Origin of the sequence: Duganella sp. SG902, from assembly GCF_013376005.1 — a bacterium.
GTDB lineage: Bacteria > Pseudomonadota > Gammaproteobacteria > Burkholderiales > Burkholderiaceae_D > Rugamonas.
The window spans coordinates 162,367-184,502 of sequence record NZ_JABMJK010000011.1 but is presented as its reverse complement, the minus strand read 5'-3'; the positions used below and the strand labels follow the sequence as shown (position 1 = coordinate 184,502).

Below are 22,136 nucleotides of genomic sequence, written 5' to 3'. Positions count from 1 at the left end.
ATGGCGGGGTGATAAGGTCTTAGACCTATGTGCCGGCGATTTGATCCATCTCAGTGGATTTGTTAGTATCCGATGCACATGAGAAAAATATCGCGCCTACCTGAACCAATCACCTTGCTACCGTATATCGGCAAATGGACCTTGCTCGCCGGGCTGGTGGCGGTCCTGAGCGGCACGGCGTCGGCGTTTTTTCTGTTTGCGCTCGACTACGCCACCCACTGGCGCGAAGCGCATCGCTGGATTATCTGGCTGCTGCCGCTGGCCGGCTTCGCGGTCGGCTGGGTGTATCTCAAGCTGGGCAGCAGCGTCGAGGCCGGCAACAACCTGCTGATCGACGAGATCCACGATCCCAAAAACGTGGTGCCGCTGCGCATGGCGCCGCTGGTGCTGATCGGCACCGTGGTGTCGCACTGGTTCGGCGCCTCGGTGGGCCGCGAAGGCACGGCGGTGCAGATGGGCGGCACGCTGGCCGATCAACTCACCCATATCTTCCGCCTGCGCCACGCCGAGCGCCGCATCGTGCTGATGGCCGGCATTAGCGCCGGTTTCGCGTCCGTGTTCGGCACGCCGCTGGCCGGCGCCATCTTCGGGCTGGAAGTGCTGGCCATCGGCCGCATGCGCTACGACGCCATCTTCCCCTGCATAGTGGCCGCCATCGCCGCCGACCAGGTCGGCATGGCCTGGGGCGTGCATCACACCCATTACGCCATCGGCGGCATCGTGCCGATCACTTTGTGGAGCGTGGCCGCCGTGCTGGCCGCGGGCATGCTGTTTGGGCTGGCGGGGATGGCGTTCGCCAAATCCACCCATGCCGCGTCGGCTTTCATGAAACGTCAAATCGCCTATGCGCCGCTGCGGCCGATGCTGGGCGGCGCGGTGGTGGCGCTGGCTGTCTGGTGGCTGGGCACGCGCTACATCGGCCTCGGTATTCCGGTGATCGTGGAGGCGTTCCAGCAGCCGGTGGCGCCGTGGGATTTCCTTGGCAAGTTCATCTTCACCGTCGGCTCGCTGGGCAGCGGCTTCAAGGGCGGCGAGGTGACGCCATTGTTCTACATCGGCGCGACGCTAGGCAACGCGCTGGCGCCGTTGCTGCACTTGCCGTTCGCGCTGTTGGCGGGACTGGGATTCGTTGCGGTGTTCGCGGGCGCGGCCAACACGCCGCTGGCGTCCACCATCATGGCGATGGAATTGTTCGGCCCGCAGATCGGACCCTACGCCGCGCTGGCGTGTGTGGTGGCCTACCTGTTCTCCGGCCACAGCGGCATCTACCGCGCGCAACGCGTGGGGGCGCTCAAGCACCGCCTGCCGCCGGTGGCGAGCGACCGCAAACCGCCGTCAACGTAAGCGCTCGATCAGCCGCTGCGCATCGAACGGCGCGTGCACCTTGATGTCGTTATCGAAATAGCAGTAGATATCGCGGCTGGCGCGACGTGGCGGCGGTTGCCGCGATATCAGTTTAGCATCCGCCGGCTGGCCGCCACGCGACCATGCCCGGATGCGCGCGGCCCAGCGATCGAGCGCCGCGTCGTTGTAGCCGCTGGCGTACAACTCTTCGGCGCCGTGCAGGCGCAGATACATGAAATCGGCGCTCACGTCCTCATAATCTGGCCACTTGCCGGCGCTGTCGGCCACCACCAGCGCCACCCGGTACTCGCGCAGCAGCGCCACAAACGCCGGGTCGTTGAAACTCTCATGCCGCACCTCGAGCGCGTGGCGCAGCTTGTGATTGGCGTCGATCTCGAGCGCGACGCGCCCGTTCATGCGCGGCTCGTGCCGGCGCGCCAGCGCTTGCGCCTGCTCCAGGTCATGCGGCAGCAAGCGGAAAAAGCGCTCGAGTCGCTGAGCGTCGAACCGGAAGTTCGGCGGCAGCTGCCACAGGAACGGCCCCAGTTTCTCCCGCAGATTGAAGACGCCGGACGCCATCACGTTGGCCAGCGCCGGTTCGATGTTCTCGCCCAGACGCAGGATATGCGTCAGGTAGCGATTGCCCTTGTGACTGAATACGAAACCTTTAGGCGTGGCCTCGTACCAGGCCGCATAGCTGGACGGCCGCTGTAGCGAGTAGAAGGACCCGTTGAGCTCGATGGTCGGCACCGCGCGCGCGGCGAACTCCAGCTCGCGCGACTGCGCCAGGTCCGGCGGATAAAACGCGCCGCGCCACGGCTTGTAGCGCCAACCGGAGATGCCGATATAGATTTTTCCCATGCCTGACTATAGCCAGATCCGCGAACGCCAGAAGTACGCTGGCGCACCAACCGGCGGTTGGCGCTTCGATGGTGATAGTTGTCTGGCAGTTACTGCCGGTTCGTGGCATAATATCGGGCTTGTGTGGGCCTCGATGGTGAAATCGGTAGACACAGGAGACTTAAAATCTCCCGCCGCAAGGCGTGCCGGTTCGATTCCGGCTCGAGGCACCACCTCCTCAATTCCCTACAAAAAATGGCTTCCGAAAAAACTGTCAAATTGCTGTTGGCCTGCGCGATGGTCGCGGTGCTGCTGGGCGTGGCCGGCTACGTGCTGGTGTTCTGGCACAACTACAGCGGCTGCCAGCAACTGGAGGCCGAGGCCGCGAAGAACGGCAAGCCGATGTCGTGCGCCGACATCAAGGCCGCCGCCAAGGCCCAGCGCGACACACCTCGCCCATAAAAAAGCCCGCACGTGTGGCGGGCTCGTGTTGCCGAGCAGGGGCTCAGGTGCCTTCCACCAGCTTGAAGCCCGCCCACGACAGGGTCGTCACTTCCACCACCAGCACTTGCGGCTCCGGCTGGATGGTGCTGGCGAGGCGGAACACGGCGTCGCGCACTTCGTTGATGGTCTCGTTGCCGCTGTAGCAGTACTCGCCTTGCGGCAGGTAGTAGCCCTTGCCGTCGTCCGCCTTGATGGCGCCGGCGACGTTGAATTTCGCCAGCTCGACATTCAGGCGGTCGAAGGTGTCGCCGTTGGCGGCGGGGTAGGAGACGCGGATGATGTAGTTAACCATGTTAAATCCTTATTGTTGAAGCCGAATCATGGCATAAAAAAACGCGCCGTAGCGCGTTTTTATTGAAGCGGGGAAAACTCAGCCTTGGCGGCGGCGACGCGCGATCGCCCCCATCAGGCCCAGGCCGGCCAGCAGCATGGCATAGGTTTCCGGCTCCGGCACAACGGCGACAGCCGATACCGCGCTGGCGGTGAAGGTGGTGTAGTTGCCGTACTGGTTGTTCACGTATTCCTGCGGCGGGGTCCAGCCACCATAGTAGGACGAGATGCCGACCGTGTTCTCGCCGACCGACACGTTGCCGAGCGTGATGGTGAAGGTGGCGCTGCCGCCGATCTGGTACACCGATTCGGTGTACTGGCCCCAGAAGGTGAAGGCTTGATAGCCGGCCGGCGCGGTCATATTTTGGGAAGTGTTCGAGCCGCCGAGTGCCAGGTCGAGGCCGCTCGAGAAGCCGGTGCTCCAGAAGCCCGGGGCGCCGATGTAAGGCGCCGGCGCCGTGGCGCCGATGAAGGTGGCGGCGGTCGGCACGTAGATGGTCAAGCCATCCAGGCCGGTCTGGGTGCCGGGGACGCCCTGGCCCAGGTTGGTGACCTGGTAGGTGAACACATATTGATTGGTTTCGCCAACCACGGCGGTGGCGGACGATTGCAGCGCATATTGACCGGTGAGATCGGTGACCACCGCGCCTGCCAGGTGGCTGAAAGCGGCGGCGACTGCGAAAGCGGCCAGCTTGAGAGAGGTTTTTGCCTTCATGTTATTTCTCCAAAGAATTAATATTTACTGCAATACATCTAAGGTAACATGAATCTAGGATAATTTAGTTATCAGAGTGGAATCTATGTTGTTATTCCGCAAAAAGAAAAGCCCCGGTCAGGCGGAGAACCTGTCGGGGCTTTTGGTCAATTGGCGGAGAAAGCTCGTTTGACTGAACAGAAGTGTAATTTTGCTTTCTTAAAACTGCCTTAGTAGAATGCTGGACGGATTTGAAGGATACCTATGCAGATCAAAATTAACGATGTACTGCGTGCTTACATTGAGCCGCTGACCGAGAGTGAATACCAGGCGCTGGAGCGCAGCATCCTCAGCGAAGGCTGCCGCGACGCGCTGGTGTTGTGGGAAGACGTGCTGGTGGACGGCCACAACCGCTACCAGATCTGCCAGCAGCACGGCATTCCATTCAAGGTGGTCGAGAACACCAGCTTCCGCAACCTGGAAGACGTCAAGCTGTGGATGATCGATAACAACCTGGGCCGCCGCAGCATTTCCGATTTCCAGCGCGGCGTGCTGGCGCTGCGCAAGAAGGAAATCATGGCCGCGCGCGCGCTGGAACTGGCCGCCGAAGCCGCCGCCGAGGACGCCCGCATCGCGCCGCAGGAAGGTGACGCCGCGCCGAAAAAGCCGGCCGCCATGCCGCTGGCCTCGCGCGAGGACATCGCCCGCGCCGCCCGCCTGAGCACGGCGACCCTGGGTCAGATCGAAAAAATCCAGAAGACCGCCACGCCGGAACTGGTGGAGGCGGTCCGCGCCGGCACCATTTCGATCAACGCGGCCGCCACCGTGGCCTCGCTGCCCGAGGATGCGCAGCTGGCCGCCGTGGCCGGCGGCAAGAAGGAGCTGCAAAAGGCGGCCAAGGAAGTGCGCGAACTGCGCGCGGCCTCGCGGCCGGCCAAGGAAGCGAAGGAGTCCAAGGCCGCGCCGGTCGATTACGGCGATATCCCGACCGACGTGGCCGAGCTGCGCGCCGAGAATATCGCGCTGCGCGAAAAGAACGCCGCCCTGCTGGAAGAGATCACCGTCCTGCAACGCCGCATCTCCGAACTGGTCAACGCCTGATGCGCGCCCCGGTCGCACTGGCTTGCCTGGTTGCCGCCGGCGCCGTGGTGGCGGCGCCCGCCGCCCCGGTGGGCGAGACGGCGAGGCTCAAGGCCGTCGCCAAGCGCGTCACCATCCTGCGCGATCATTGGGGCATCCCGCATATCTACGGCAAGACCGATGCGGACGCGGTGTTCGGCATGGTCTACGCCCAGGCCGAGGATGATTTCCACCGGGTGGAGCTCAACTTCATCAACGCCATGGGCCGCCTGGCGGAAGTGGAGGGCGAAGCCGAGCTGTATAAAGACCTGCGCATGAAGCTGTTCATCAATCCGGATGAACTCAAGCGCCAGTACGCCGTCGCGCCGGCATGGTTGAAGAAGCTGATGAACGCCTGGGCCGATGGCCTGAACTACTATCTGCAAACGCATCCCGAGGTGAAGCCCGCGCTGCTCACGCGCTTCGAGCCATGGATGGCGCTCAGCTTCAGCGAAGGCAGCATCGGTGGCGATATCGAGACCATCGACATCAAGCAGCTGCAAGCGCTGTACGCCAACGGCGCCACGCTGCCGGTGCTGCTGTCGTCCAACGACCGCGTCGACATGAACAAGGAACCGGGCGGTTCCAACGGCTTCGCCATCGCGCCGTCGAACACGCGCAACGGCCATGCGCTGTTGATGATCAACCCGCACACCTCGTTCTATTTCCGCCCCGAGATTCAGGTCCACAGCGAACAGGGTCTGAACGCCTATGGCGCGGTGACGTGGGGCCAGTTCTTCGTCTACCAGGGCTTTAATGACCGCGTGGGCTGGATGCACACCTCCGGCGGCGGCGACGTGATCGACGAGTACCTCGAAACCATCAGCGAGAAGGACGGGCGGTTCTTCTACCAATACGGCGGCGAACAGCGTCCGCTGAAAGCCGTGGACATCTCGCTGCCATACAAGACCAAGGACGGCATGGCCAGCAAGACGGTGCGCGTCTACTACAGCCACCACGGCCCCATCGTGCGCGCCAAGGATGGCAAGTGGGTGGCGGTGCGCCTGATGAACGAGCCCTTGAAGGCGCTGACGCAATCCTTCATCCGCACCAAGGCGCGCAACTACAAGGACTTTTATAAGTCGATGACGTTGCGCACCAACTCCTCCAACAACACCGTGTACGCGGATGCCGATGGCAATATCGCTTACTTCCACGGGAACTTCATCCCGCGCCGCGATCCGCGCTTCGACTGGAAGCATCCGGTGGATGGCAGCGACCCGGCCACGGAATGGCAAGGCCTGCACGAGGTGAAGGAGACCATCACGCTGTTCAACCCCGGGAATGGCTGGATCCAGAATACCAATAACTGGCCTTACACCGCCGCCGGCGCCTACAGTCCCAAGGTGAAGGATTATCCGGCCTACATGTCGATGAATCCCGAGAACCCGCGCGGCATCCATGCCGTACGCGTGCTGGAAAACAAGAAGGACTTCACCATCGACAGCCTGATCGCCGCTTCCTACGACAATCAGCTGCCGGCGTTTGAACCGCTGCTGCCGCAACTGTTCGAAGCCTACGACGCGCTGCCAGCCGACGATGCGCGCAAAGCCGCGCTGGCGCCGCAGATCGCCGCGCTGCGAGGCTGGGACATGCGCTACACGCTGGAATCGACCGCCACGTCGCTGGCGATCTACTGGGCGCAGGACTTGTGGACCACGTGGCAGCCTTCGGCCAAGGCGAAAGAGGTGCAGATGCTGGATTACATCCAGGCCGCCGTCACCCCGGCGCAGCGCATTGAGGCGCTGGAGCGCGCCAGCGCCAAATTGAGCGCCGATTTCGGCAGCTGGCAAACGCCTTGGGGCGAGATCAACCGCTTCCAGCGTCTCACCGGCGACGTGGTGCAGCCCTTCGACGACAGCAAGCCTAGCCTGCCGGTGGCTTTCGCCTCGGCCAACTGGGGCTCGCTGGCGGCGTACGGCATGACCTCAAAGCAGACCACCAGGCGGATCTACGGCGAGCGTGGCAACAGCTTCGTGGCGGCGGTGGAGTTCGGGCCGCGCATCAAGGCGCGCAGCATTCTGGCGGGTGGCCAGAGCGGCAATCCGGCCTCGCCGCATTTCAACGACCAGGCCGCGATGTACGCGCGGGGGGAATTCAAGGACGTGTTGTTCTACAAGGCGGACGTGGAGAAGCATCTCGAACGCCGCTACCACCCGGGCGAGTAATCAGGGCTGGGGAAATACCACCGGCTCGGGATGTTCAACGTCGCTGAGCCGGACCCATTGCAGGTTCTCGACGCGGTTGTTGCGCACATTGCCGTCGCGGTGGCGCACCGCCGGCAGCTTGTTCGGGTTTGGCAGGAACGCCTCGGCCACCAGGTCGTGGACATAGAACTCGCCCTCGCGCGTGCCGCCGCGCAGCTTGACCTTCAAACCCTCCGGATACAGCGTCGGTTTCAGCACGTTGACCTTGGAACCGGCGGACAGCATCACCCGGCCGTCTCTCGAGACCTTGTAGTAATCGCTCCCGACCACCGGCTTCGCGCTGGCGACGAGGATGGAGTAGGCGAAGCCGAGGGCCAGCACCACGGCGATGATAATTAAGTAGATCATGCGCCGAATATTAGCAGCTAAATCGCTTCCAGCGAACGCTGAATATCGGCCTTTAAATCCTCTAAATCCTCAATTCCCACCGACAGGCGGATCAGGCCATCGCCGATGCCCAGGGCGGCGCGCTGCGCGGCGGGGATGGACGCATGCGTCATCAGGGCCGGATGCTCGATCAGGCTTTCGACGCCGCCCAGGCTCTCGGCCAGCGCGAACACCTGGAAGCTCTCGAGGAAGCGGCGCGCGCCCGGCAGGTCGGTGTTCAGGTCGATGGAGATGATGCCGCCAAAGCCCTGCATCTGCCGCTTGGCCAGCGCGTGCTGCGGGTGCGACGCCAGGCCGGGGTAAAACACCTTGCGGACTTTGGGCTGCCGCTCCAGCCATTGCGCCAGTTCCAGCGCGCTGGCGCAGTGGCGCTCCATGCGGATCGCCAGCGTCTTGACGCCGCGCAGCGCGAGGAAGCTGTCGAACGGCCCGGCGATGGCGCCGACGGAGTTCTGCAGGAAGGCCAGTTGCTCGCGCCAGGCCTGCTGGTGCGGCTCGCCGCCCACCACCGCGATGCCGCCGATGATGTCCGAGTGGCCGTTCAGATACTTGGTGGCCGAATGCACCACGATGTCGAAGCCGTGTTCCAGCGGCCGCTGGACGATCGGGCTGGCGAAGGTGTTGTCGGCCACCGCGATGATGCCGCGCTCGCGGCAGATCTTGCCGATGGCCTGCAGGTCGGCCAGCTTGAGCATCGGATTGGTCGGCGTTTCGACCCACACCATTCTGGTCTCGGGCTTGATGGCGGCCAGCAGGTTTTCAGGATTGGTCAGGTCGACGTAGGTGAAGTCATGGCCGGCGCTGCGCCGGCGCACGCGCTCGAACAGGCGGTAGGTGCCGCCGTACATATCGTCGCCGGCGATGATGTGGGAGCCCGCGTCCGCCAGCTCCAGCACCGTCGATATCGCGGCCAGGCCGGAGGCGAAGGCGAAACCCTGGGCGCCGCTTTCCAGGTCGGCCACGCAGCGCTCCAGCGCCCAGCGGGTGGGATTGTGCGAGCGGCCGTAATCGAGCCCCTTGTGCACGCCCGGGCTGTCCTGCACGAAGGTGGAGGTGGCGTAAATCGGCGGCATGATGGCGCCGGTGGACGGATCGGGCGACTGGCCGGCGTGGATCACGCGCGTGGCGAGTGCTGATTTTTTATCGTTCAAGATAGCGTCCTTCTGAGGTGGTTGAGCAGGTCGTAGCGGGTGATCAGGCCGTAGAAGGTGGCGCCTTCGGCCACCACGGCGGTCAGGCCGCGGTCCAGCGTGGAGCGCAGCGCGTGCAGGTCCGACGACGGCGAAAGGATTTCCAGCCGGCGCGTCATGGTCGTGCCGACCGGATGATTGAAGCGCTCCGGTTGCGTGCCGACCGACAGCAGCAGGTCCGATTCATCGATGATCCCCACCAGCTGGCCGTTCGACAGCACCGGCAGCTGCGCCACGTCGGCCGCGCGCATGCGGTTGAAGGCGATCATCAGGGTGTCGTCGGGCGTGACGCTGATGACTTCCCCGGCGTCGAAGCGGCGGCCTATCAGGTCGCGCAGATCGTGGTGTCGCGGGCGTTCCAGCAAGCCCTGGTCGCGCATCCAGCCGTCGTTGTAGACCTTGGACAGATAGCGGGTGCCGGTGTCGCACACGAAGCTGACCACGCGCTTGGGCGTGGTTTGCTCGCGGCAGTAGCGCAGCGCGGCGGCCAGCAGGGTGCCGGTGGACGAGCCGCCCGGGATGCCTTCCTCCTTCAGCAGCGCGCGCGCCGTGGCGAAGCTTTCCCGGTCGTTGATGGTGTAGGCCTGCGTCACCGCCGTCATGTCGGCGATGGCGGGGATGAAGTCCTCGCCGATGCCTTCCACCGCCCAGGAGCCGCTGGTGTCCGAGACGTGGCCGGTCTTCACGTATTCGGCCAGGATGGAACCGGCCGGATCGGCCAGGATGAATTCCACGTGCGGCGCCACTTTGCGGAAGTAGCGCGTCAGGCCGGTCAGCGTGCCGGACGAGCCGACGCCGACCACGATGGCGTCCACCTTGTGCGCCATCTGTTCCCAGATTTCCGGGCCGGTGGTGGTTTCGTGCGCGAGCGGGTTGGCGGGATTGTTGAACTGGTCCGAGTACCACGCGCCGGGCATGTCGGCGGCCAGCCGCGCGGCGTAATCCTGGTAGTACTCGGGATGGCCTTTGCCGACGTCGGAGCGGGTGGTGCGCACCTCGGCGCCGAGCGCCTTCAGGTGCAGCACTTTTTCGGTCGACATCTTGTCCGGCACCACCAGCAGCACGCGGTAGCCTTTCAGCCGGCCGACCAGCGCCAGGCCGAGGCCGGTGTTGCCGGCCGTGGCTTCGATGATGGTGCCGCCGGGCTTGAGCAAGCCTTGCGCCTCGGCCGCCTCGATCATGGCCAGGCCGATGCGGTCCTTGATCGAGCCGCCGGGGTTTTGCGATTCCAGTTTAAGGAAAAGTTGGCAAGGGCCGGTATCGAGACGGGTAATCTCTGCCAGCGGCGTCTTGCCAATCAGGGTGAACAAAGCGGGTGTGCGCATCTTGGTCTCCTTGCTGCATTAAAAGCAAGTATGCGCCTTTTCCGCTCATGCTGCATTTCCTCAGGACGCGACGTCGTCCGACACTTCCTTGTGGGTCTTGCGGTAGGCGGCCAGCTCGGCTTTGACCTCGGCGCGGGTTTTGGCTTGGGCCGGCGGCTGGCCGACGCGCGGATCCGGGTATTGCTCGCCGTCGCGCAGCTCGCCGCGCTGGATGGCGGCCAGGGTTTCCGCCTTCACCTCGGCGCGAGTTTTGGTCGAGACGAAGCCGTCGTAGCCGGAGTATTCGGCGGTTTCCTGCGCCGACACGGCGGCGGAGGCGAACAGGGCGGCAACGGACAGGGCGATGACGAGGTTTTTCATAATAAGACTCCTTAAGCTGGATTTAAGTTTGCGCTATTTAAGCGTATGCGATGTATGTGGCCGGATTATTGCACGCTGACGATGTCGTCGGACACTTCCTTGTGGGTCTTGCGGTAAGCGGCCAGTTCTGCTTTGACCTCGGCCCGAGTGCGCTGCACCAGCGGTTGGCCGACGGCGGGGTTGGGGTATTGCTCGCCGTCGCGCAGCTCGCCGCGCTGGATGGCGGCCAGGGTCTCGGCCTTGACTTCGGCGCGGGTCTTGGTGGAGACGGAGGCGATCTCGTTCAGGAAGTTATCGCTTTCCTGCGCCGACACGGCGGCGGAAGCGAACAGGGCTGCGGCGGACAGGGCGATGGCGACGGTTTTCATGGTAAGGCTCCTTGGATTTTGTTGGCTGGGCGTTGTTGCCCGATGTGTGAATATTAAAGCGCACACGATTTAATCGCAAGAGAATTTTATTGATCGGTGCGATAGAATTTATTGATCGGGGCGCATATAATCGTCGGCTTCAAGGGCACTTATTACTAGAAGGCTTGCAGTGGCAAAACTCTATTTCCGCTACTCTGCGATGAACGCAGGCAAATCCACCGCCATGCTGCAGGTGGCGCACAACTACGAAGAGCAGGGCCAGCAGGTGCGCCTGTTCACCGCCGCGATCGACGACCGCTACGGCGTCGGCAAGGTGACCTCGCGCCTGGGCCCGCAGCGCGAGACCGAGGTGTTCGACAAGAACACCGACTTCCTGCGGACGGTGGACAAGAAGATCGCCTGCGTGCTGGTGGACGAGGCGCAGTTCCTGAGCAAGGAACAGGTCAAGCAACTGCACCAGCTGGCGCAAGTGCGCGGCGTGCCGGTGATCACCTATGGCCTGCGCTCGGACTTTCTGGGGGAACCGTTCCCCGGATCGGCCTACCTGCTGGCGCTGGCCGACGACATCGAGGAAATCAAGAACATCTGCACTTGCGGCAAGAAGGCGACCATGAACATCCGCGTCGACGAAAACGGCAAGCGCATCAAGGAAGGCGAACAGATCAGCATCGGCGGCAACGAAAGCTACCGCCAGGCCTGCGGCCGCTGCTTCTACAGCGAGACCCACTGACCGCGACGCCACGAAGGTGCGGCGGACTGCTGGCCCGGCTCATCACGCATCGCGATGTGCCGGGCCAGCAGCTTAAACGGCTTTGCGGCGGCGCGCGGCGTAGCCCATCACGCCCAGGCCGGCCAGCAGCATGGCATAGGTCTCCGGCTCCGGCACGGCGGTGATCACGCCGCTTTTCAGCGCGGTCCAGCTGCCGTCGTTGTAGGCCACGATTTCCACGTAGCGCCCGGCGACGGCGCCAAAGCTGAAGGAGATGGGCGTGTTCGCGGTGGTGTAGCCCTGGAAGGTCACGGTCGGGGTCAGGCTGGCCCAGTTGTCGCCGATGGGGGTGTCCGAGATGTAGACTTTCTGCCAGCTGAGACCGTCCGGCAACTGGTCGGTGACGTAGCTGACGCCGGTCACCAGCAGGGTGCCCAGCAAGTCGACCTGCGCCCACTGGGTGCCACCGTCGCCGGCATTCCAGGATTCGCCGTTGAACAGGGTTTGCGCGGTGTGGCCGTTCCAGTTCTGGCTGTCGCTATAGCTGGAGGAGGGCAGGTTGGCGGCCGCGTTGGTGGCGGCGTGCGCCGCGCCGGTCAGGCCGATCAGCGCGGCCATCGATGCTGCGATGAGATATCGTTTCATTATGGATCCCTTGGTTGATGTTTTAGAGGCTTCGATGCCGGCGGGTTTTGCCGCATCGACATCAATTCTCAACCTGGATGAACAAACGGCTTGACCGCCCGTCTCACTTGTTAAAAAGATTATCCTGGAACAGCGATACGTCGATCCGCTCGCGGTAGTCGCGCGGCGACATGCTGTATTGCCGGCTGAATGCGCGTGAAAAATCGGACGCGCTGTTGAAGCCGAGCCCATAGCCGATGGCCGACACCGACAGCCGCGGCATCACCACCAGTTCGCGCGCCGCCTCGTGCAACCGGCAATGGCGGATATAGGCCTGCAAGCCGCCTTGCGGCTCGAACATGCGGTAGATGGTCGCGCGCGCCGCCGGAAACGCCCGCACCACGCTTTCCGGCGTCAACCCCTCATGATGCAAGTTGGCTTGGATGTAGGCCTCGATGTGTTGCCGCAGGGCGGCGCGGGCCGCCGCGCGCTGGTGGTCGTCCAGGCGTTGCAACTTGCTGAACGCGGCCAGTATCAGCTGCCCGCAGGTGCGTATCGCGTGCGCCTGGTCCTCGCCGGACAGGGCCGGCAGACCATCGCACAGCAGGCGTATCTGGTCCAGCACCAGGCGCGTCAGCGGCGTGGTGTAGCCGATCACGCGGCCGTGGATGGCCTCCGGGTCGGGCAGCGCCGCCGCCACGCTGGCGCGCGGCAGGAAGAATGCCAGCACGCGCGCGGCCATCGGCCGCATCATCAGCATGGGCTGGCTCATGTCCAGCGCCAGGATGCCGGGCGTGTATTGGGCCGCGCGCGAAACAGGGCGCGCGGTCGTGGTTTCCATGATCCCGTCCACCGCCACATGGAACACGAAGTCGCGCATGCTGTCGCGCGAAATGCGCGCCAGATCCCGGCGCTGGGAAAAGGCGCCGGTGCGGCTGTCCAGGTAGATCATGTCGGGCAGCAGATAGGCGTCGATGTCGCCGCGAAACCCGTGCGCCAGTTGCTGGCGCGTGACCGGCACATCGAGGAAGCGGTCCAGATAGTCGCGCCAGGCCAGCAACTGCAGTTCCTTGCTTTCGTGCCGCACGGTGAAGTGCTGATACAGCAGTGGCGTGCCCGGCGGCGGCGGCGCCACCCGCTGGTCGCGCCTGACGATCATCCGGGTGACGGAAGCGGTATAGCTCGGCGTGCCCATGCCCGCCTCACGCCGGCAGCGGCGCCGTGGCGCGCTGGAGGTCGGCCACCGACGCCGGCTTGGTCAGGTGCAGGTCGAAATGGGCGGCGTAGGCGCGCGCCACATCTTCCTTCTGGCCATAGCCGGTCAGCGCCACCAGGCGCAGCGCCGCGTCGCCGGTTTCCTCGCGGATGGCGGTGGCCAGCGCGTAGCCGTCCATGTCCGGCAGGCCGATGTCGAGGATGGCCACTTGCGGCCGCTTGCGGCGGATCTGGTCGAGCGCCTCGGCCGCCGTGTGGGCGATGCGCACCTCGTGCCCCAGCAGCTCCAGCAGCGCCGCGCCGGCCAGCGCGGCGTCGACGTTGTCGTCGACCAGCAGCAACTGCATGCCGGCCGGATGGTCGGGCGCCGTCGCCGCGGCTTCCTCCAGCGGCGCCGCGCACAACGGCAGCACCACCTCAAACTGGCTGCCCGCGCCGGCGCCGCCGCTGCGCGCATACACCTGGCCGCCGTGCAGCTCGACGATCTTGCGCACGATGGCCAGGCCCAGCCCCAGGCCGCCGCTGCGCCGCGCCAGCGATTGCGGCGCCTGCTGGAATGGCTCGAACACGCGCGCGATCAACTCCTCGCTCATGCCGATGCCGTTGTCGCTGACCGTTAGCCGCGCCTGGGTGGCGCCGGCTTCCAGCGTGACCACGGTGGCGCTGCTGCCGAAGCGCTCGGCGTTGGACAGCAGGTTGTTCAGCACCTGCGCCAGACGGCTGTCGTCGCCTTGCACCCACACCGCGTCCGGCGCGTGCAGGGTGATCGGCTGGCCGGGCAGGGAGGCCACCGCGTGGCGCACCACGTCGGCCAGGTTGACCGCGCGCGCGTCCAGTTGCAGCTTGCCCGAGGTGATGCGCGAAACGTCCAGCAAGTCATCGACCAGCCGGCGCAGGTGATTGACCTGGCGCCGCATCACGCGGCGCTCCTTGCGGCTGGACGGCTCGTCGCGCAGGTCCAGCAAATCCAGCGAGGTGACGATGGGGCTGAGAGGATTGCGCAACTCGTGGCCCAGCACGGCCAGGAATTCATCCTTGGCGCGGCCCGCCTCGCGTGCCTCGGCCAGCGCGGTCTGGTGGCTGGCCAGGGCGCGGTTGAGCGAATCGAGCAACTGCGCGCGCTCGATTTCCTGCGCCGTGCGCTGGCGTTCGGCCTGTTCCAGCGCCTGGCCGATCTGTTCGATTTCGGTGATGGCGGACGGCGCCAGCGACAGCGGCGCGCCGGAGCCGAGCGCGGACGCGTTCTGCTGCAGGGATTTAATCGTGGCCACCAGCCGGTTGGACAGCAGCGAGGCCGCCACGACGCAGGCCAGCAGCGACACCACTATCCCCGCGCCGAACATGCCCATGCGCTCGAAGGCGGCGGCGCGCAGGCTGTCCACCGGCTGGCCGACGATCACGGCCCAGCCATAGCGCGAGCGCGTGGTGTAGCCGGTGGCCAGCCGCATGCCCTCGGTGGTGATGGCGGTGCCGTAGCCCTCCGGCCCGGCGCGGCGCATCAGCTCCGTCAGCGACTGGCTGGGTTCGCCGCCGACCTTGCGCTCCTGGTTCTGCGAGCGCGCCACCAGCCGGCGCGCGCCGTCGCGCACGGCGATCACGGCGTTGCCCGGCACTTGCTGGCGCGAAATCAGGCGCACCATGCGGTCGGGCAGGATGACGGCGCTCAGGGTGTAGCGGCGGTCGCCGGCGCCGCTGACCAGCACCCGCACCGGGAACGCCGCGCGGCCGCGCGGACCGCGGACGATGCCGCCGGCGACCGGCTGGCCGGTGGCCAGCAACTGGCGCAAGCTGCCCTGGTCGATCACCGCCGGCGCAGGCTCGCCGTACTCGTCCATGGTGCGCAGCAGGATCTTGCCGCTGTCGTCGGTGAGGATCACGCCCAGCCAGTCCGGCTGGGTGGCGACCATGCGGCGGGCGACGGCGTGGAAGGCCCGCAGGTCGTTGTTTTGCAGGGAGGGGGAATTGCTCAGGCTGCTGAGGACGGTGACCGCGCTGTCCAGTTCGGCGTCGACCGCGCTCGACAGGGCGCGCGCCAGGTCCAGCATCCAGCGCTCCTGCTCGCGCTCCTTGTATTCGCCGGCGGCGTGGATGTTCCACGCCCCCAGCAGGGCCAGCGGCAGCAGTCCGATTGCGGTCAGCATGATCAGTACGTACCGCAGGGAAAACGTCAGGCGAGGCCAGGGAGGCATGAATAATTCAACAATGTAAATTGGATTTCGACAATTTACATGAAGATGGCCTCCTTGTGCTGCCCGTTTGATAACTTACGCGGCGGTGGGCGCCGGCTCGACGTCGCGCATCACCGGGGTCTTGAACTCGAAGCGCTTGATCTCGCCCACCATCAGCAGGTAGCACAGGATGGTGACCAGGGCGTTGGCGCCGACGAACACCAGCGCGCCCGAGAACGAGCCGGTCTTCTCCAGGATGTAGCCGATCACGATCGGGGTGGTGATGCCGGCCGTGTTGCCGAAGGTGTTGAACAGCGCGCCGCTCATGCCGCCGGCTTCCTTCGGCGAGGTGTCCGCCACCACCGCCCAGCCCAGCGCGCCGATGCCCTTGCCGAAGAAGGCCAGCGACATCACGCTGATGACCAGCCAGTCGGCCTCGACGTAGTTGCAGATGATCATCGAGGTCGACAGCAGCATGCCGCACACGATCGGCGTCTTGCGCGCCACCGACTGCGATTTGCCGGCCTTGATCAGGCGGTCCGAGATCACGCCGCCCAGCACGCCGCCGAGGAAGCCCGCCACCGCCGGCAGCGCGGCCACGAAGCCGGCCTTGAGGATGGTCATGTGGCGCTCCTGCACCAGGTACACCGGGAACCAGGTCAGGAAGAAGTAGGTCAGGGTGTTGATGCAGTACTGGCCGATGTACACGCCCAGCAGCATGCGGTTGCCCAGCAGCTGCTTGATGCAGGCCCAGGTGTCGAGCTTGGTGGTGGCGGCGGCCTTGTCCTTGCTCTCCAGGTCCACCAGCGCGCCGCCGGCCTCGATGTAGGCGATCTCGGCCGCGTTGGCCTTGGGGTGGTCTTTCGGGCCGTACACGGTCTTCAGCCAGACGAAGGCCATGATGATGCCCAGCCCACCCATGACGAAGAACACGCTTTCCCAGCCGAACGAGTGCACCAGCCAGCCCATGATGGGCGCGAACAGCACGGTGGCGAAGTACTGCGCCGAGTTGAAGATGGCCGCCGCTGTGCCGCGCTCATTGGTCGGGAACCAGGCCGAGGCGATGCGCGAGTTGCCGGGGAAGGAGGGCGCCTCGGCCGCGCCGATCAGCAGGCGCAGGGTGAACAGCGCCGCCACCGCGGCCGCGCCGGTGAAGAAGCCGACGCCGCCCATCAGCATGGTGAACAGCGACCACAGGAAGATGCTGAAGAAGTAGGTGATCTTGGAACCGAAGCGGTCGAGCAGCCAGCCGCCCGGCAATTGCGCCAGCACGTAGGACCAGGCGAACGCGGAGAACACAAAGCCCATCTGGACTGGAGACAGGCCCAGCAGCTTTTTCAGCTCGGGGCCGGCGATCGCGATGGTGGCGCGGTCGGCATAGTTAATGGTGGTTACGGCAAACAGAATCGCCAGGATCATCCAGCGAACGCGGGTGGCTTGGGGTTGAGGCGTGGTCATGCGGGTCTCCATACTTTTGGTCCAACGATCATAGCCTAGATATCAGACATCATACAACTGCATATCTACTTTTGTTTCACTGGTAAACGTTTAACTTGTTGATTTTAATACACACGCACCAAGAGGGTGCGCCGATGGTTGTATGACGACAATAAACCTCATATCCAAACTGGCATCATTTGCACAAATAGGGGGGCAAAGGTTTAAAATAACGGGCGAATTACTCCACAGATCGTTTACGAGGGAATGAACATGGCATCACAAAAACCGAAGATCATCTACACGCTGACGGACGAAGCGCCGCTGCTGGCAACGTACTCCCTGCTGCCCATCATCAAGAAGTTCACTGCACCGGCCGGCGTCGAGGTGGTTTCCAGCGACATTTCGGTCGCTGCGCGCGTGTTGGCCGAGTTCCCCGAATTCCTGACGGACGAGCAAAAAGTACCGAACAACCTGGCCGAACTGGGCGCCCTGACCCTGAAGCCGGAAGCCAACATCATCAAGCTGCCGAACATCTCGGCCTCGGTGGCCCAGCTGCAGGCGGCCATCCGCGAACTGCAAGGCAAGGGCTACAAGCTGCCGGATTACCCGGAAGATCCGAAGACCGACGAAGACAAGGCCCTGAAGGCCCGCTACAGCAAGTGCATCGGCTCGGCCGTGAACCCGGTGCTGCGCGAAGGTAACTCGGACCGCCGCGCGCCGAAGGCGGTCAAGGAATACGCGCGCAAGCACCCGCACTCGATGGGCGAATGGAGCCAGGCCTCGCGCACCCACGTGTCGCACATGCACGCGGGCGACTTCTACCACGGCGAAAAGTCCATGACCCTGGACAAGGCCCGCAACGTCAAGATGGAACTGATCACCGATTCGGGCAAGACCATCGTGCTGAAACCGAAGGTCGCGCTGCAAGCCGGCGAGATCATCGACTCCATGTTCATGAGCAAGAAAGCCCTGCTCGAGTTCTACGAGAAGGAAATCGACGACGCCTACAAGACCGGCGTGATGTTCTCGCTGCACGTGAAGGCGACCATGATGAAGGTGTCGCACCCGATCGTGTTCGGCCACTGCGTGCGCATCTTCTACAAGGAAGCGTTTGAAAAACACGCCAAGACCTTCGAGGAACTGGGCGTGAACGTCAACAACGGCATGGTCAACCTGTACGAGAAGATCGAGAAGCTGCCAGCGTCGCAGAAGGAAGAGATCCTGAAGGACCTGCACGCCTGCCTGGAGCACCGTCCGAAGCTGGCCATGGTCGATTCGGCCAAGGGCATCACCAACTTCCACTCGCCGAACGACGTGATCGTCGACGCCTCGATGCCGGCCATGATCCGCATCGGCGGCAAGATGTGGGGCGCCGATGGCCGCACCGCCGACGTCAAGGCCGTGATGCCGGAGTCGACCTTCGCCCGCATCTACCAGGAGATGATCAACTTCTGCAAATGGCACGGCAACTTCGACCCGACCACCATGGGCACCGTGCCGAACGTGGGCCTGATGGCGCAGCAAGCCGAGGAATACGGCTCGCACGACAAGACCTTCGAAGTGCCGGAAGGCGGCACCGCCAACATCACCGACCTGGACACCGGCGAAGTGCTGCTGACCCAGACCGTGGAGCAGGGCGACATCTGGCGCATGTGCCAGGTGAAGGACGCGCCGATCCGCGACTGGGTGAAGCTGGCCGTGACCCGCGCCCGCAACTCGGGCATGCCCGCCGTGTTCTGGCTGGACCCATACCGTCCGCACGAAGCCGAAGTGATCAAGAAGGTGCAGGTGTACCTGAAGGAGCACGACACCAAGGGCCTGGACATCCAGATCATGTCGCAAGTGCGCGCCATGCGTTACACCCTGGAGCGCGTCTCGCGCGGCCTGGACACCATCTCGGTGACCGGCAACATCCTGCGCGACTACCTGACCGACCTGTTCCCGATCCTGGAGCTGGGCACCTCGGCCAAGATGCTGTCCATCGTGCCGCTGATGGCGGGCGGCGGCATGTACGAAACCGGCGCCGGCGGTTCCGCGCCGAAGCACGTGAAGCAGCTGGTGGAAGAAAACCACCTGCGTTGGGACTCGCTGGGCGAATTCCTGGCGCTGGCCGTGTCGCTGGAAGAGCTGGGCATCAAGGAAGGCAACGCCAAGGCGCAAATCCTGGCCAAGACGCTGGACGAAGCCACCGGCAAGCTGCTGGACAACAGCAAGTCGCCATCGTCGCGCACCGGCGAGCTGGACAACCGTGGCAGCCACTTCTACCTGTCGCTGTACTGGGCCCAGGCCCTGGCCGCGCAGACCGAGGACAAGGAACTGGCGGCGCACTTCGCACCGCTGGCCAAGCAGCTGGCCGACAACGAAGCCAAGATCGTTGAAGAGCTGAACAGCGTGCAAGGCAAGGCCCAGGATATCGGCGGCTACTACTATCCGGATCCGGTCAAGACCGAAGCCGTGATGCGTCCAAGCGCCACCTTCAACGCCGCGATCGAATCGGTGTAATACAACGGTGTAATACAAAAAAGGCAGCTTCGGCTGCCTTTTTTTTCGCCGCGCCGTCGGCTTTTACTGTGGCGTCAGCATCTGGCGCGCGTAGCGCAGGCCGACGCCGTAGCCGCCGCCATTCTTTTCGATCACGGCGCGCGCGGCGTCGTAGGTGTCGTGGCGGGTCCAGTCGCGCTGCAATTCCAGCAGCACCTGCAGCCAGCTGGTCGGCTGGGCGCCCTTGGCGCTCATGCGTTGCAGTGCCAGCTCGTGGCCGGTTGGCGTCAGGCCGCCGCAAGCGTCTCCCACCACGTAGCACTCATAGCCGGCTTCCAGCGCGCTCAGCACGGCGAAGCTGATGCAGGCCTCGGTCAGCATGCCGGAGAACAGCAGTTTCTTGCGGCCGGTGGCCTCGATGGCGGCGCGCACAGTGTCGTCTTCCCACGCGTTCATATTGCGGCGTTCCAGCACCGGGTGCGCGGGCGCCAGCGCGTGCAGGTCCGGCAGCAGCGGGCCACTGTAGACCTTGCTGGCCGAGGTGCTGATCACCATCGGCAGCGCGAAGGCCAGGGCGGTTTCCATCAGCGCCACCGAGTTGTTCAGCAGGGTCTGGCGTTCCATCGATTGCACGCCGAACTGCAGGCCGGCCTGCTGGTCCAGCAGCACCAGCGCGCAGTTTTGGGGAGTCAGTAAATCTTGCATGGTTATTCTCGCAGTCAGGGGATGAGCGCGGATTGTAGGCGCGGCGCGGCGGCCGCAAATCCCTTGAACTGGCAGCCGCCACTTCCCCCTTAGGAGACAGATTTGACGGCGCATCGCGTCCGTGCGAGGATGCCGCATGAGCAGCCTGTTCGAATGTGGCGTGCTGGCGCCCTCGTGGTTGTGCGAGCACCGCGACATCCTCTTCTATCTGGCGCCGTCCTTGTTGCTGGCGCTGCTGATCCGCGCCTTGTCGGCGCGGCATCCCTTCTTTTTCCTGTTCACCGTCGCCGGCACCATTTGCCATGAGCTGGCGCATTTCGTGGCCGGCCTGCTGACCGGCGCGCGTCCGGCGGCGTTCACGGTGATACCGCGGCGCGTGGGGCAGGGCTGGGAGCTAGGATCGGTGCGGCTGACGCGGGTGCGCTGGTACAACGCGGCGCCGTCGGCGCTGGCGCCGTTCGTGGTGGTGGTGCTGCCGTTCGTGGTGGCCTGGTGGCGCACCCGCGCCGGCCTGAACTTCCAGTGGGTGGACGTGGCGCTGGCGTTTGCCGTGGCGCCGCAATTCCTGGCGTGCTGGCCCTCGACCACAGACTGGAAAATCTCGCTGCGGTCGTGGCCTTACTTGCTGATCGCCGCCCTGGCGTGGTGGGCGGTCAGTGTGCTGCGTTGAGCGGTTTCACCGGCGCGTCCACCACCACCTTGCTGCGCACCTTCTGCGCATCCTCGATCTCCAGCGTGAGCGCGACCTTGTCGCCATCCTTCAGCGGCTGCTTCAGGTCCAGCAGCATCAGGTGGTAGCCGCCCGGCGCCAGCTTGACCGGCTTGCCGGCCGGCAGGTCCAGCGCCGGAATCTGACGCATGCGCATCATGTCGTTTTCCATCTTCATCTCATGGACCTCCACCACGCCGGCGGCCGGCGAGCTGACGCCCACCAGCTTGACGTTTTGCGCCGAGGTCAGCGTCATGAAGGCGCCGGTGGCCTTTTGCGCGGCCACGGTGGCGCGCACCCAGGGTTCGCCGACGGTGACCTGGGCCAGGGCGGGCAGGGCTGCCATCAGCAGCAGGGAGAGCAGTTTTTTCATTGGAAGAGTCCTTTCAGGAAGCCGGTTTCTTTTTTAGGGTTCATCAGCAGGCGCAGGTCGGCGGCGCATTGCTGGGCGGTTTGCTCGTGCTTGATCGCCAGGCGGATCTTGCCGCTGGCGTCGAAGGCGTAGCTGAGGGCGGTGTGGTCCATGGTGTAGGAGCTGCCGCTGGGCACCTTGCGGTAGAAGATCTTGAAGTCCTTGGCCACCTTGGCGGTTTGCTCCGGGCTGCCGCGCACGGCCACGAAGCCGGGATCGAAGGCGCGCATGTATTCGGCCAGCAGCGGGCCGGTGTCGCGCTCGGGATCGATGGTCACGAACACCACTTGCAGCTTGTCGGCGTCGGCGCCCAGCAGGCGCTTGATTTCCACCGCCCGCGCCAGCGTGGTCGGGCACACGTCCGGGCATTGGGTGAAGCCGAAGAACAGCAGCACCACCTTGCCCTTGAAGTCGCGCAGCGAGGCCGGTTTGCCGTCCGCGTAGGACAGCTGGTAATCCGGGCCGATGCTGGCGCCGGTGATGTCGATGGCGTTAAAACCGGCGGCGTGCGCCGTGCCTGCCAACCAGGGCAGGGCCGCCAACGACGATAGGAAGATACGACGTTGCATAACGAATCCTGTCAAACGAATGTTGCGGAGGCCGCCAGTGGGGCGGCGCTATGGCGAGGTGGTATCAGGCGGCGGGCGGTGCGCGCGGCTGGGCTTCGGGCCAGAGCGGTGTTGGCGCCGGCGCGGCGGGCAGCGGTTGCGGATAGTGGTCGTGGCCTTCCAGCGTGGCCTGCAAGCCGGCCGGCGCCGGCGGCGGCGCCTCGTGGCTGGCGTGGGTGGCGCAGAAGACGCAGTGTTTGAGGACATGCCCGGCGGGCGCCTTGCGTTCGCCGGCCGGCTTGGCTGCGCTGCAGATCTCGCCGGCGAGCGGATCGGCGCCCCATGCGCTCACCGCCTGCCCCAGCGACGGCACGCACAGGTTCAACAAGATCACGATCACGGTGATCAGGCTGGTCAGGCGCCGGTGGGGGTAGAGGGTAGGCATGCCGGCATTATA

The 22,136-nt window shown here is 64.7% G+C and carries 23 protein-coding genes and 1 tRNA gene; 8 read left to right on the top strand and 16 right to left on the bottom strand.

The genetic code is table 11. The features are described from left to right. Positions 1-78: 78 nt before the first annotated feature. Positions 79-1,344, top strand: coding sequence for a voltage-gated chloride channel family protein (locus tag FHW83_RS22090; RefSeq protein ID WP_176648510.1), 1,266 nt, complete (start codon positions 79-81; stop codon positions 1,342-1,344). On the opposite strand, the gene FHW83_RS22085 is transcribed toward FHW83_RS22090, so the two are convergent. Beyond that, complete coding sequence (locus FHW83_RS22085; protein ID WP_176648509.1) at positions 1,336-2,205, bottom strand: DUF72 domain-containing protein; 870 nt, start codon at positions 2,203-2,205, stop codon at positions 1,336-1,338. The genes FHW83_RS22090 and FHW83_RS22085 overlap by 9 nt on opposite strands. Before the next feature lie 127 nt (positions 2,206-2,332). Between FHW83_RS22085 and FHW83_RS22080 the strand changes: the two genes are divergently transcribed. Beyond that, a tRNA-Leu gene (locus FHW83_RS22080) sits at positions 2,333-2,417 on the top strand. A 22-nt stretch (positions 2,418-2,439) separates the two neighbouring features. After that, positions 2,440-2,646: a hypothetical protein gene (locus tag FHW83_RS22075; RefSeq protein ID WP_176648508.1), complete on the top strand. Its 207-nt coding sequence runs from the start codon at positions 2,440-2,442 to the stop codon at positions 2,644-2,646. 43 nt (positions 2,647-2,689) lie between these two features. Here FHW83_RS22075 and FHW83_RS22070 read toward each other — a convergent pair whose 3' ends face one another. Next, on the bottom strand, positions 2,690-2,980 hold the full coding sequence (locus tag FHW83_RS22070; RefSeq protein WP_176648507.1) for a hypothetical protein: 291 nt from the start codon (positions 2,978-2,980) through the stop codon (positions 2,690-2,692). A 78-nt stretch (positions 2,981-3,058) separates the two neighbouring features. Beyond that, the gene (locus FHW83_RS30870; RefSeq protein WP_229224301.1) at positions 3,059-3,733 is read right to left on the bottom strand and encodes a PEP-CTERM sorting domain-containing protein; all 675 of its coding nucleotides are present in this window, start codon (positions 3,731-3,733) and stop codon (positions 3,059-3,061) included. A 243-nt stretch (positions 3,734-3,976) separates the two neighbouring features. On the opposite strand from FHW83_RS30870, the gene FHW83_RS22060 reads away from it, so the two are divergent. Next, positions 3,977-4,813 carry a hypothetical protein gene (locus FHW83_RS22060; protein WP_176648506.1) on the top strand — a complete coding sequence of 279 codons (837 nt, stop codon included), beginning with the start codon at positions 3,977-3,979 and terminating at the stop codon, positions 4,811-4,813. Continuing rightward, positions 4,813-6,999: an acylase gene (locus FHW83_RS22055; protein ID WP_176648505.1), complete on the top strand. Its 2,187-nt coding sequence runs from the start codon at positions 4,813-4,815 to the stop codon at positions 6,997-6,999. Before FHW83_RS22060 ends, FHW83_RS22055 begins: the two co-directional genes overlap by 1 nt. Here the strand turns inward: FHW83_RS22055 and FHW83_RS22050 are convergent, their stop codons facing one another. The 5 genes from FHW83_RS22050 to FHW83_RS22030 all read right to left on the bottom strand — a co-directional run bounded on the left by FHW83_RS22050 (position 7,000) and on the right by FHW83_RS22030 (position 10,668). Continuing rightward, entirely contained in the window at positions 7,000-7,386 is a 387-nt protein-coding gene (locus tag FHW83_RS22050) for an HNH endonuclease (protein ID WP_229224300.1), read from the bottom strand. 17 nt (positions 7,387-7,403) lie between these two features. Further along, positions 7,404-8,576, bottom strand: a complete 1,173-nt coding sequence (locus FHW83_RS22045) for a PLP-dependent aspartate aminotransferase family protein (RefSeq protein WP_176648504.1) — start codon at positions 8,574-8,576, stop codon at positions 7,404-7,406. Then, positions 8,573-9,940, bottom strand: coding sequence for a pyridoxal-phosphate dependent enzyme (locus FHW83_RS22040; RefSeq protein WP_176648503.1), 1,368 nt, complete (start codon positions 9,938-9,940; stop codon positions 8,573-8,575). The genes FHW83_RS22045 and FHW83_RS22040 overlap by 4 nt, the downstream gene beginning before the upstream one ends. Before the next feature lie 60 nt (positions 9,941-10,000). Beyond that, positions 10,001-10,300 (bottom strand): DUF4148 domain-containing protein, encoded by a 300-nt coding sequence (locus tag FHW83_RS22035; protein WP_176648502.1) that lies wholly within the window; start codon positions 10,298-10,300, stop codon positions 10,001-10,003. Positions 10,301-10,365: 65 nt separating this feature from the next. Further along, a complete protein-coding gene (locus tag FHW83_RS22030; RefSeq protein WP_176648501.1) occupies positions 10,366-10,668 on the bottom strand; it encodes a DUF4148 domain-containing protein in 303 nt (100 codons plus the stop codon). A gap of 169 nt (positions 10,669-10,837) precedes the next feature. On the opposite strand from FHW83_RS22030, the gene FHW83_RS22025 reads away from it, so the two are divergent. Then, positions 10,838-11,398 (top strand): thymidine kinase, encoded by a 561-nt coding sequence (locus FHW83_RS22025; protein WP_176648500.1) that lies wholly within the window; start codon positions 10,838-10,840, stop codon positions 11,396-11,398. A gap of 72 nt (positions 11,399-11,470) precedes the next feature. Here FHW83_RS22025 and FHW83_RS30865 read toward each other — a convergent pair whose 3' ends face one another. The 4 genes from FHW83_RS30865 to FHW83_RS22005 all read right to left on the bottom strand — a co-directional run bounded on the left by FHW83_RS30865 (position 11,471) and on the right by FHW83_RS22005 (position 16,842). After that, positions 11,471-12,022 carry a discoidin domain-containing protein gene (locus FHW83_RS30865; RefSeq protein ID WP_176648499.1) on the bottom strand — a complete coding sequence of 184 codons (552 nt, stop codon included), beginning with the start codon at positions 12,020-12,022 and terminating at the stop codon, positions 11,471-11,473. Positions 12,023-12,125: 103 nt separating this feature from the next. After that, the gene (locus FHW83_RS22015) at positions 12,126-13,196 is read right to left on the bottom strand and encodes a helix-turn-helix domain-containing protein (protein WP_176648498.1); all 1,071 of its coding nucleotides are present in this window, start codon (positions 13,194-13,196) and stop codon (positions 12,126-12,128) included. 7 nt (positions 13,197-13,203) lie between these two features. Continuing rightward, positions 13,204-15,357, bottom strand: coding sequence for an ATP-binding protein (locus FHW83_RS22010; RefSeq protein WP_229224299.1), 2,154 nt, complete (start codon positions 15,355-15,357; stop codon positions 13,204-13,206). Between the two features lie 123 nt (positions 15,358-15,480). Next, positions 15,481-16,842 carry an MFS transporter gene (locus FHW83_RS22005; RefSeq protein WP_176648496.1) on the bottom strand — a complete coding sequence of 454 codons (1,362 nt, stop codon included), beginning with the start codon at positions 16,840-16,842 and terminating at the stop codon, positions 15,481-15,483. A 252-nt stretch (positions 16,843-17,094) separates the two neighbouring features. Here FHW83_RS22005 and FHW83_RS22000 point away from each other — a divergent pair, with 252 nt between their 5' ends. After that, positions 17,095-19,326 carry an NADP-dependent isocitrate dehydrogenase gene (locus FHW83_RS22000; protein WP_176648495.1) on the top strand — a complete coding sequence of 744 codons (2,232 nt, stop codon included), beginning with the start codon at positions 17,095-17,097 and terminating at the stop codon, positions 19,324-19,326. 63 nt (positions 19,327-19,389) lie between these two features. Here FHW83_RS22000 and FHW83_RS21995 read toward each other — a convergent pair whose 3' ends face one another. Further along, positions 19,390-20,010 (bottom strand): hydrolase, encoded by a 621-nt coding sequence (locus FHW83_RS21995; protein WP_176648494.1) that lies wholly within the window; start codon positions 20,008-20,010, stop codon positions 19,390-19,392. Between the two features lie 136 nt (positions 20,011-20,146). Here FHW83_RS21995 and FHW83_RS21990 point away from each other — a divergent pair, with 136 nt between their 5' ends. Continuing rightward, complete coding sequence (locus tag FHW83_RS21990; protein WP_176648493.1) at positions 20,147-20,680, top strand: hypothetical protein; 534 nt, start codon at positions 20,147-20,149, stop codon at positions 20,678-20,680. Here the strand turns inward: FHW83_RS21990 and FHW83_RS21985 are convergent. The 3 genes from FHW83_RS21985 to FHW83_RS21975 form a co-directional block, all read right to left on the bottom strand. After that, positions 20,664-21,092, bottom strand: a complete 429-nt coding sequence (locus FHW83_RS21985) for a copper chaperone PCu(A)C (RefSeq protein WP_176648492.1) — start codon at positions 21,090-21,092, stop codon at positions 20,664-20,666. The two genes, FHW83_RS21990 and FHW83_RS21985, sit on opposite strands and share 17 nt — an antisense overlap. Beyond that, the gene (locus tag FHW83_RS21980) at positions 21,089-21,700 is read right to left on the bottom strand and encodes an SCO family protein (protein ID WP_176648491.1); all 612 of its coding nucleotides are present in this window, start codon (positions 21,698-21,700) and stop codon (positions 21,089-21,091) included. The genes FHW83_RS21985 and FHW83_RS21980 overlap by 4 nt, the downstream gene beginning before the upstream one ends. 64 nt (positions 21,701-21,764) lie before the next feature. After that, positions 21,765-22,124 (bottom strand): DUF2946 family protein, encoded by a 360-nt coding sequence (locus FHW83_RS21975; protein WP_176648490.1) that lies wholly within the window; start codon positions 22,122-22,124, stop codon positions 21,765-21,767. Positions 22,125-22,136 lie beyond the last annotated feature (12 nt).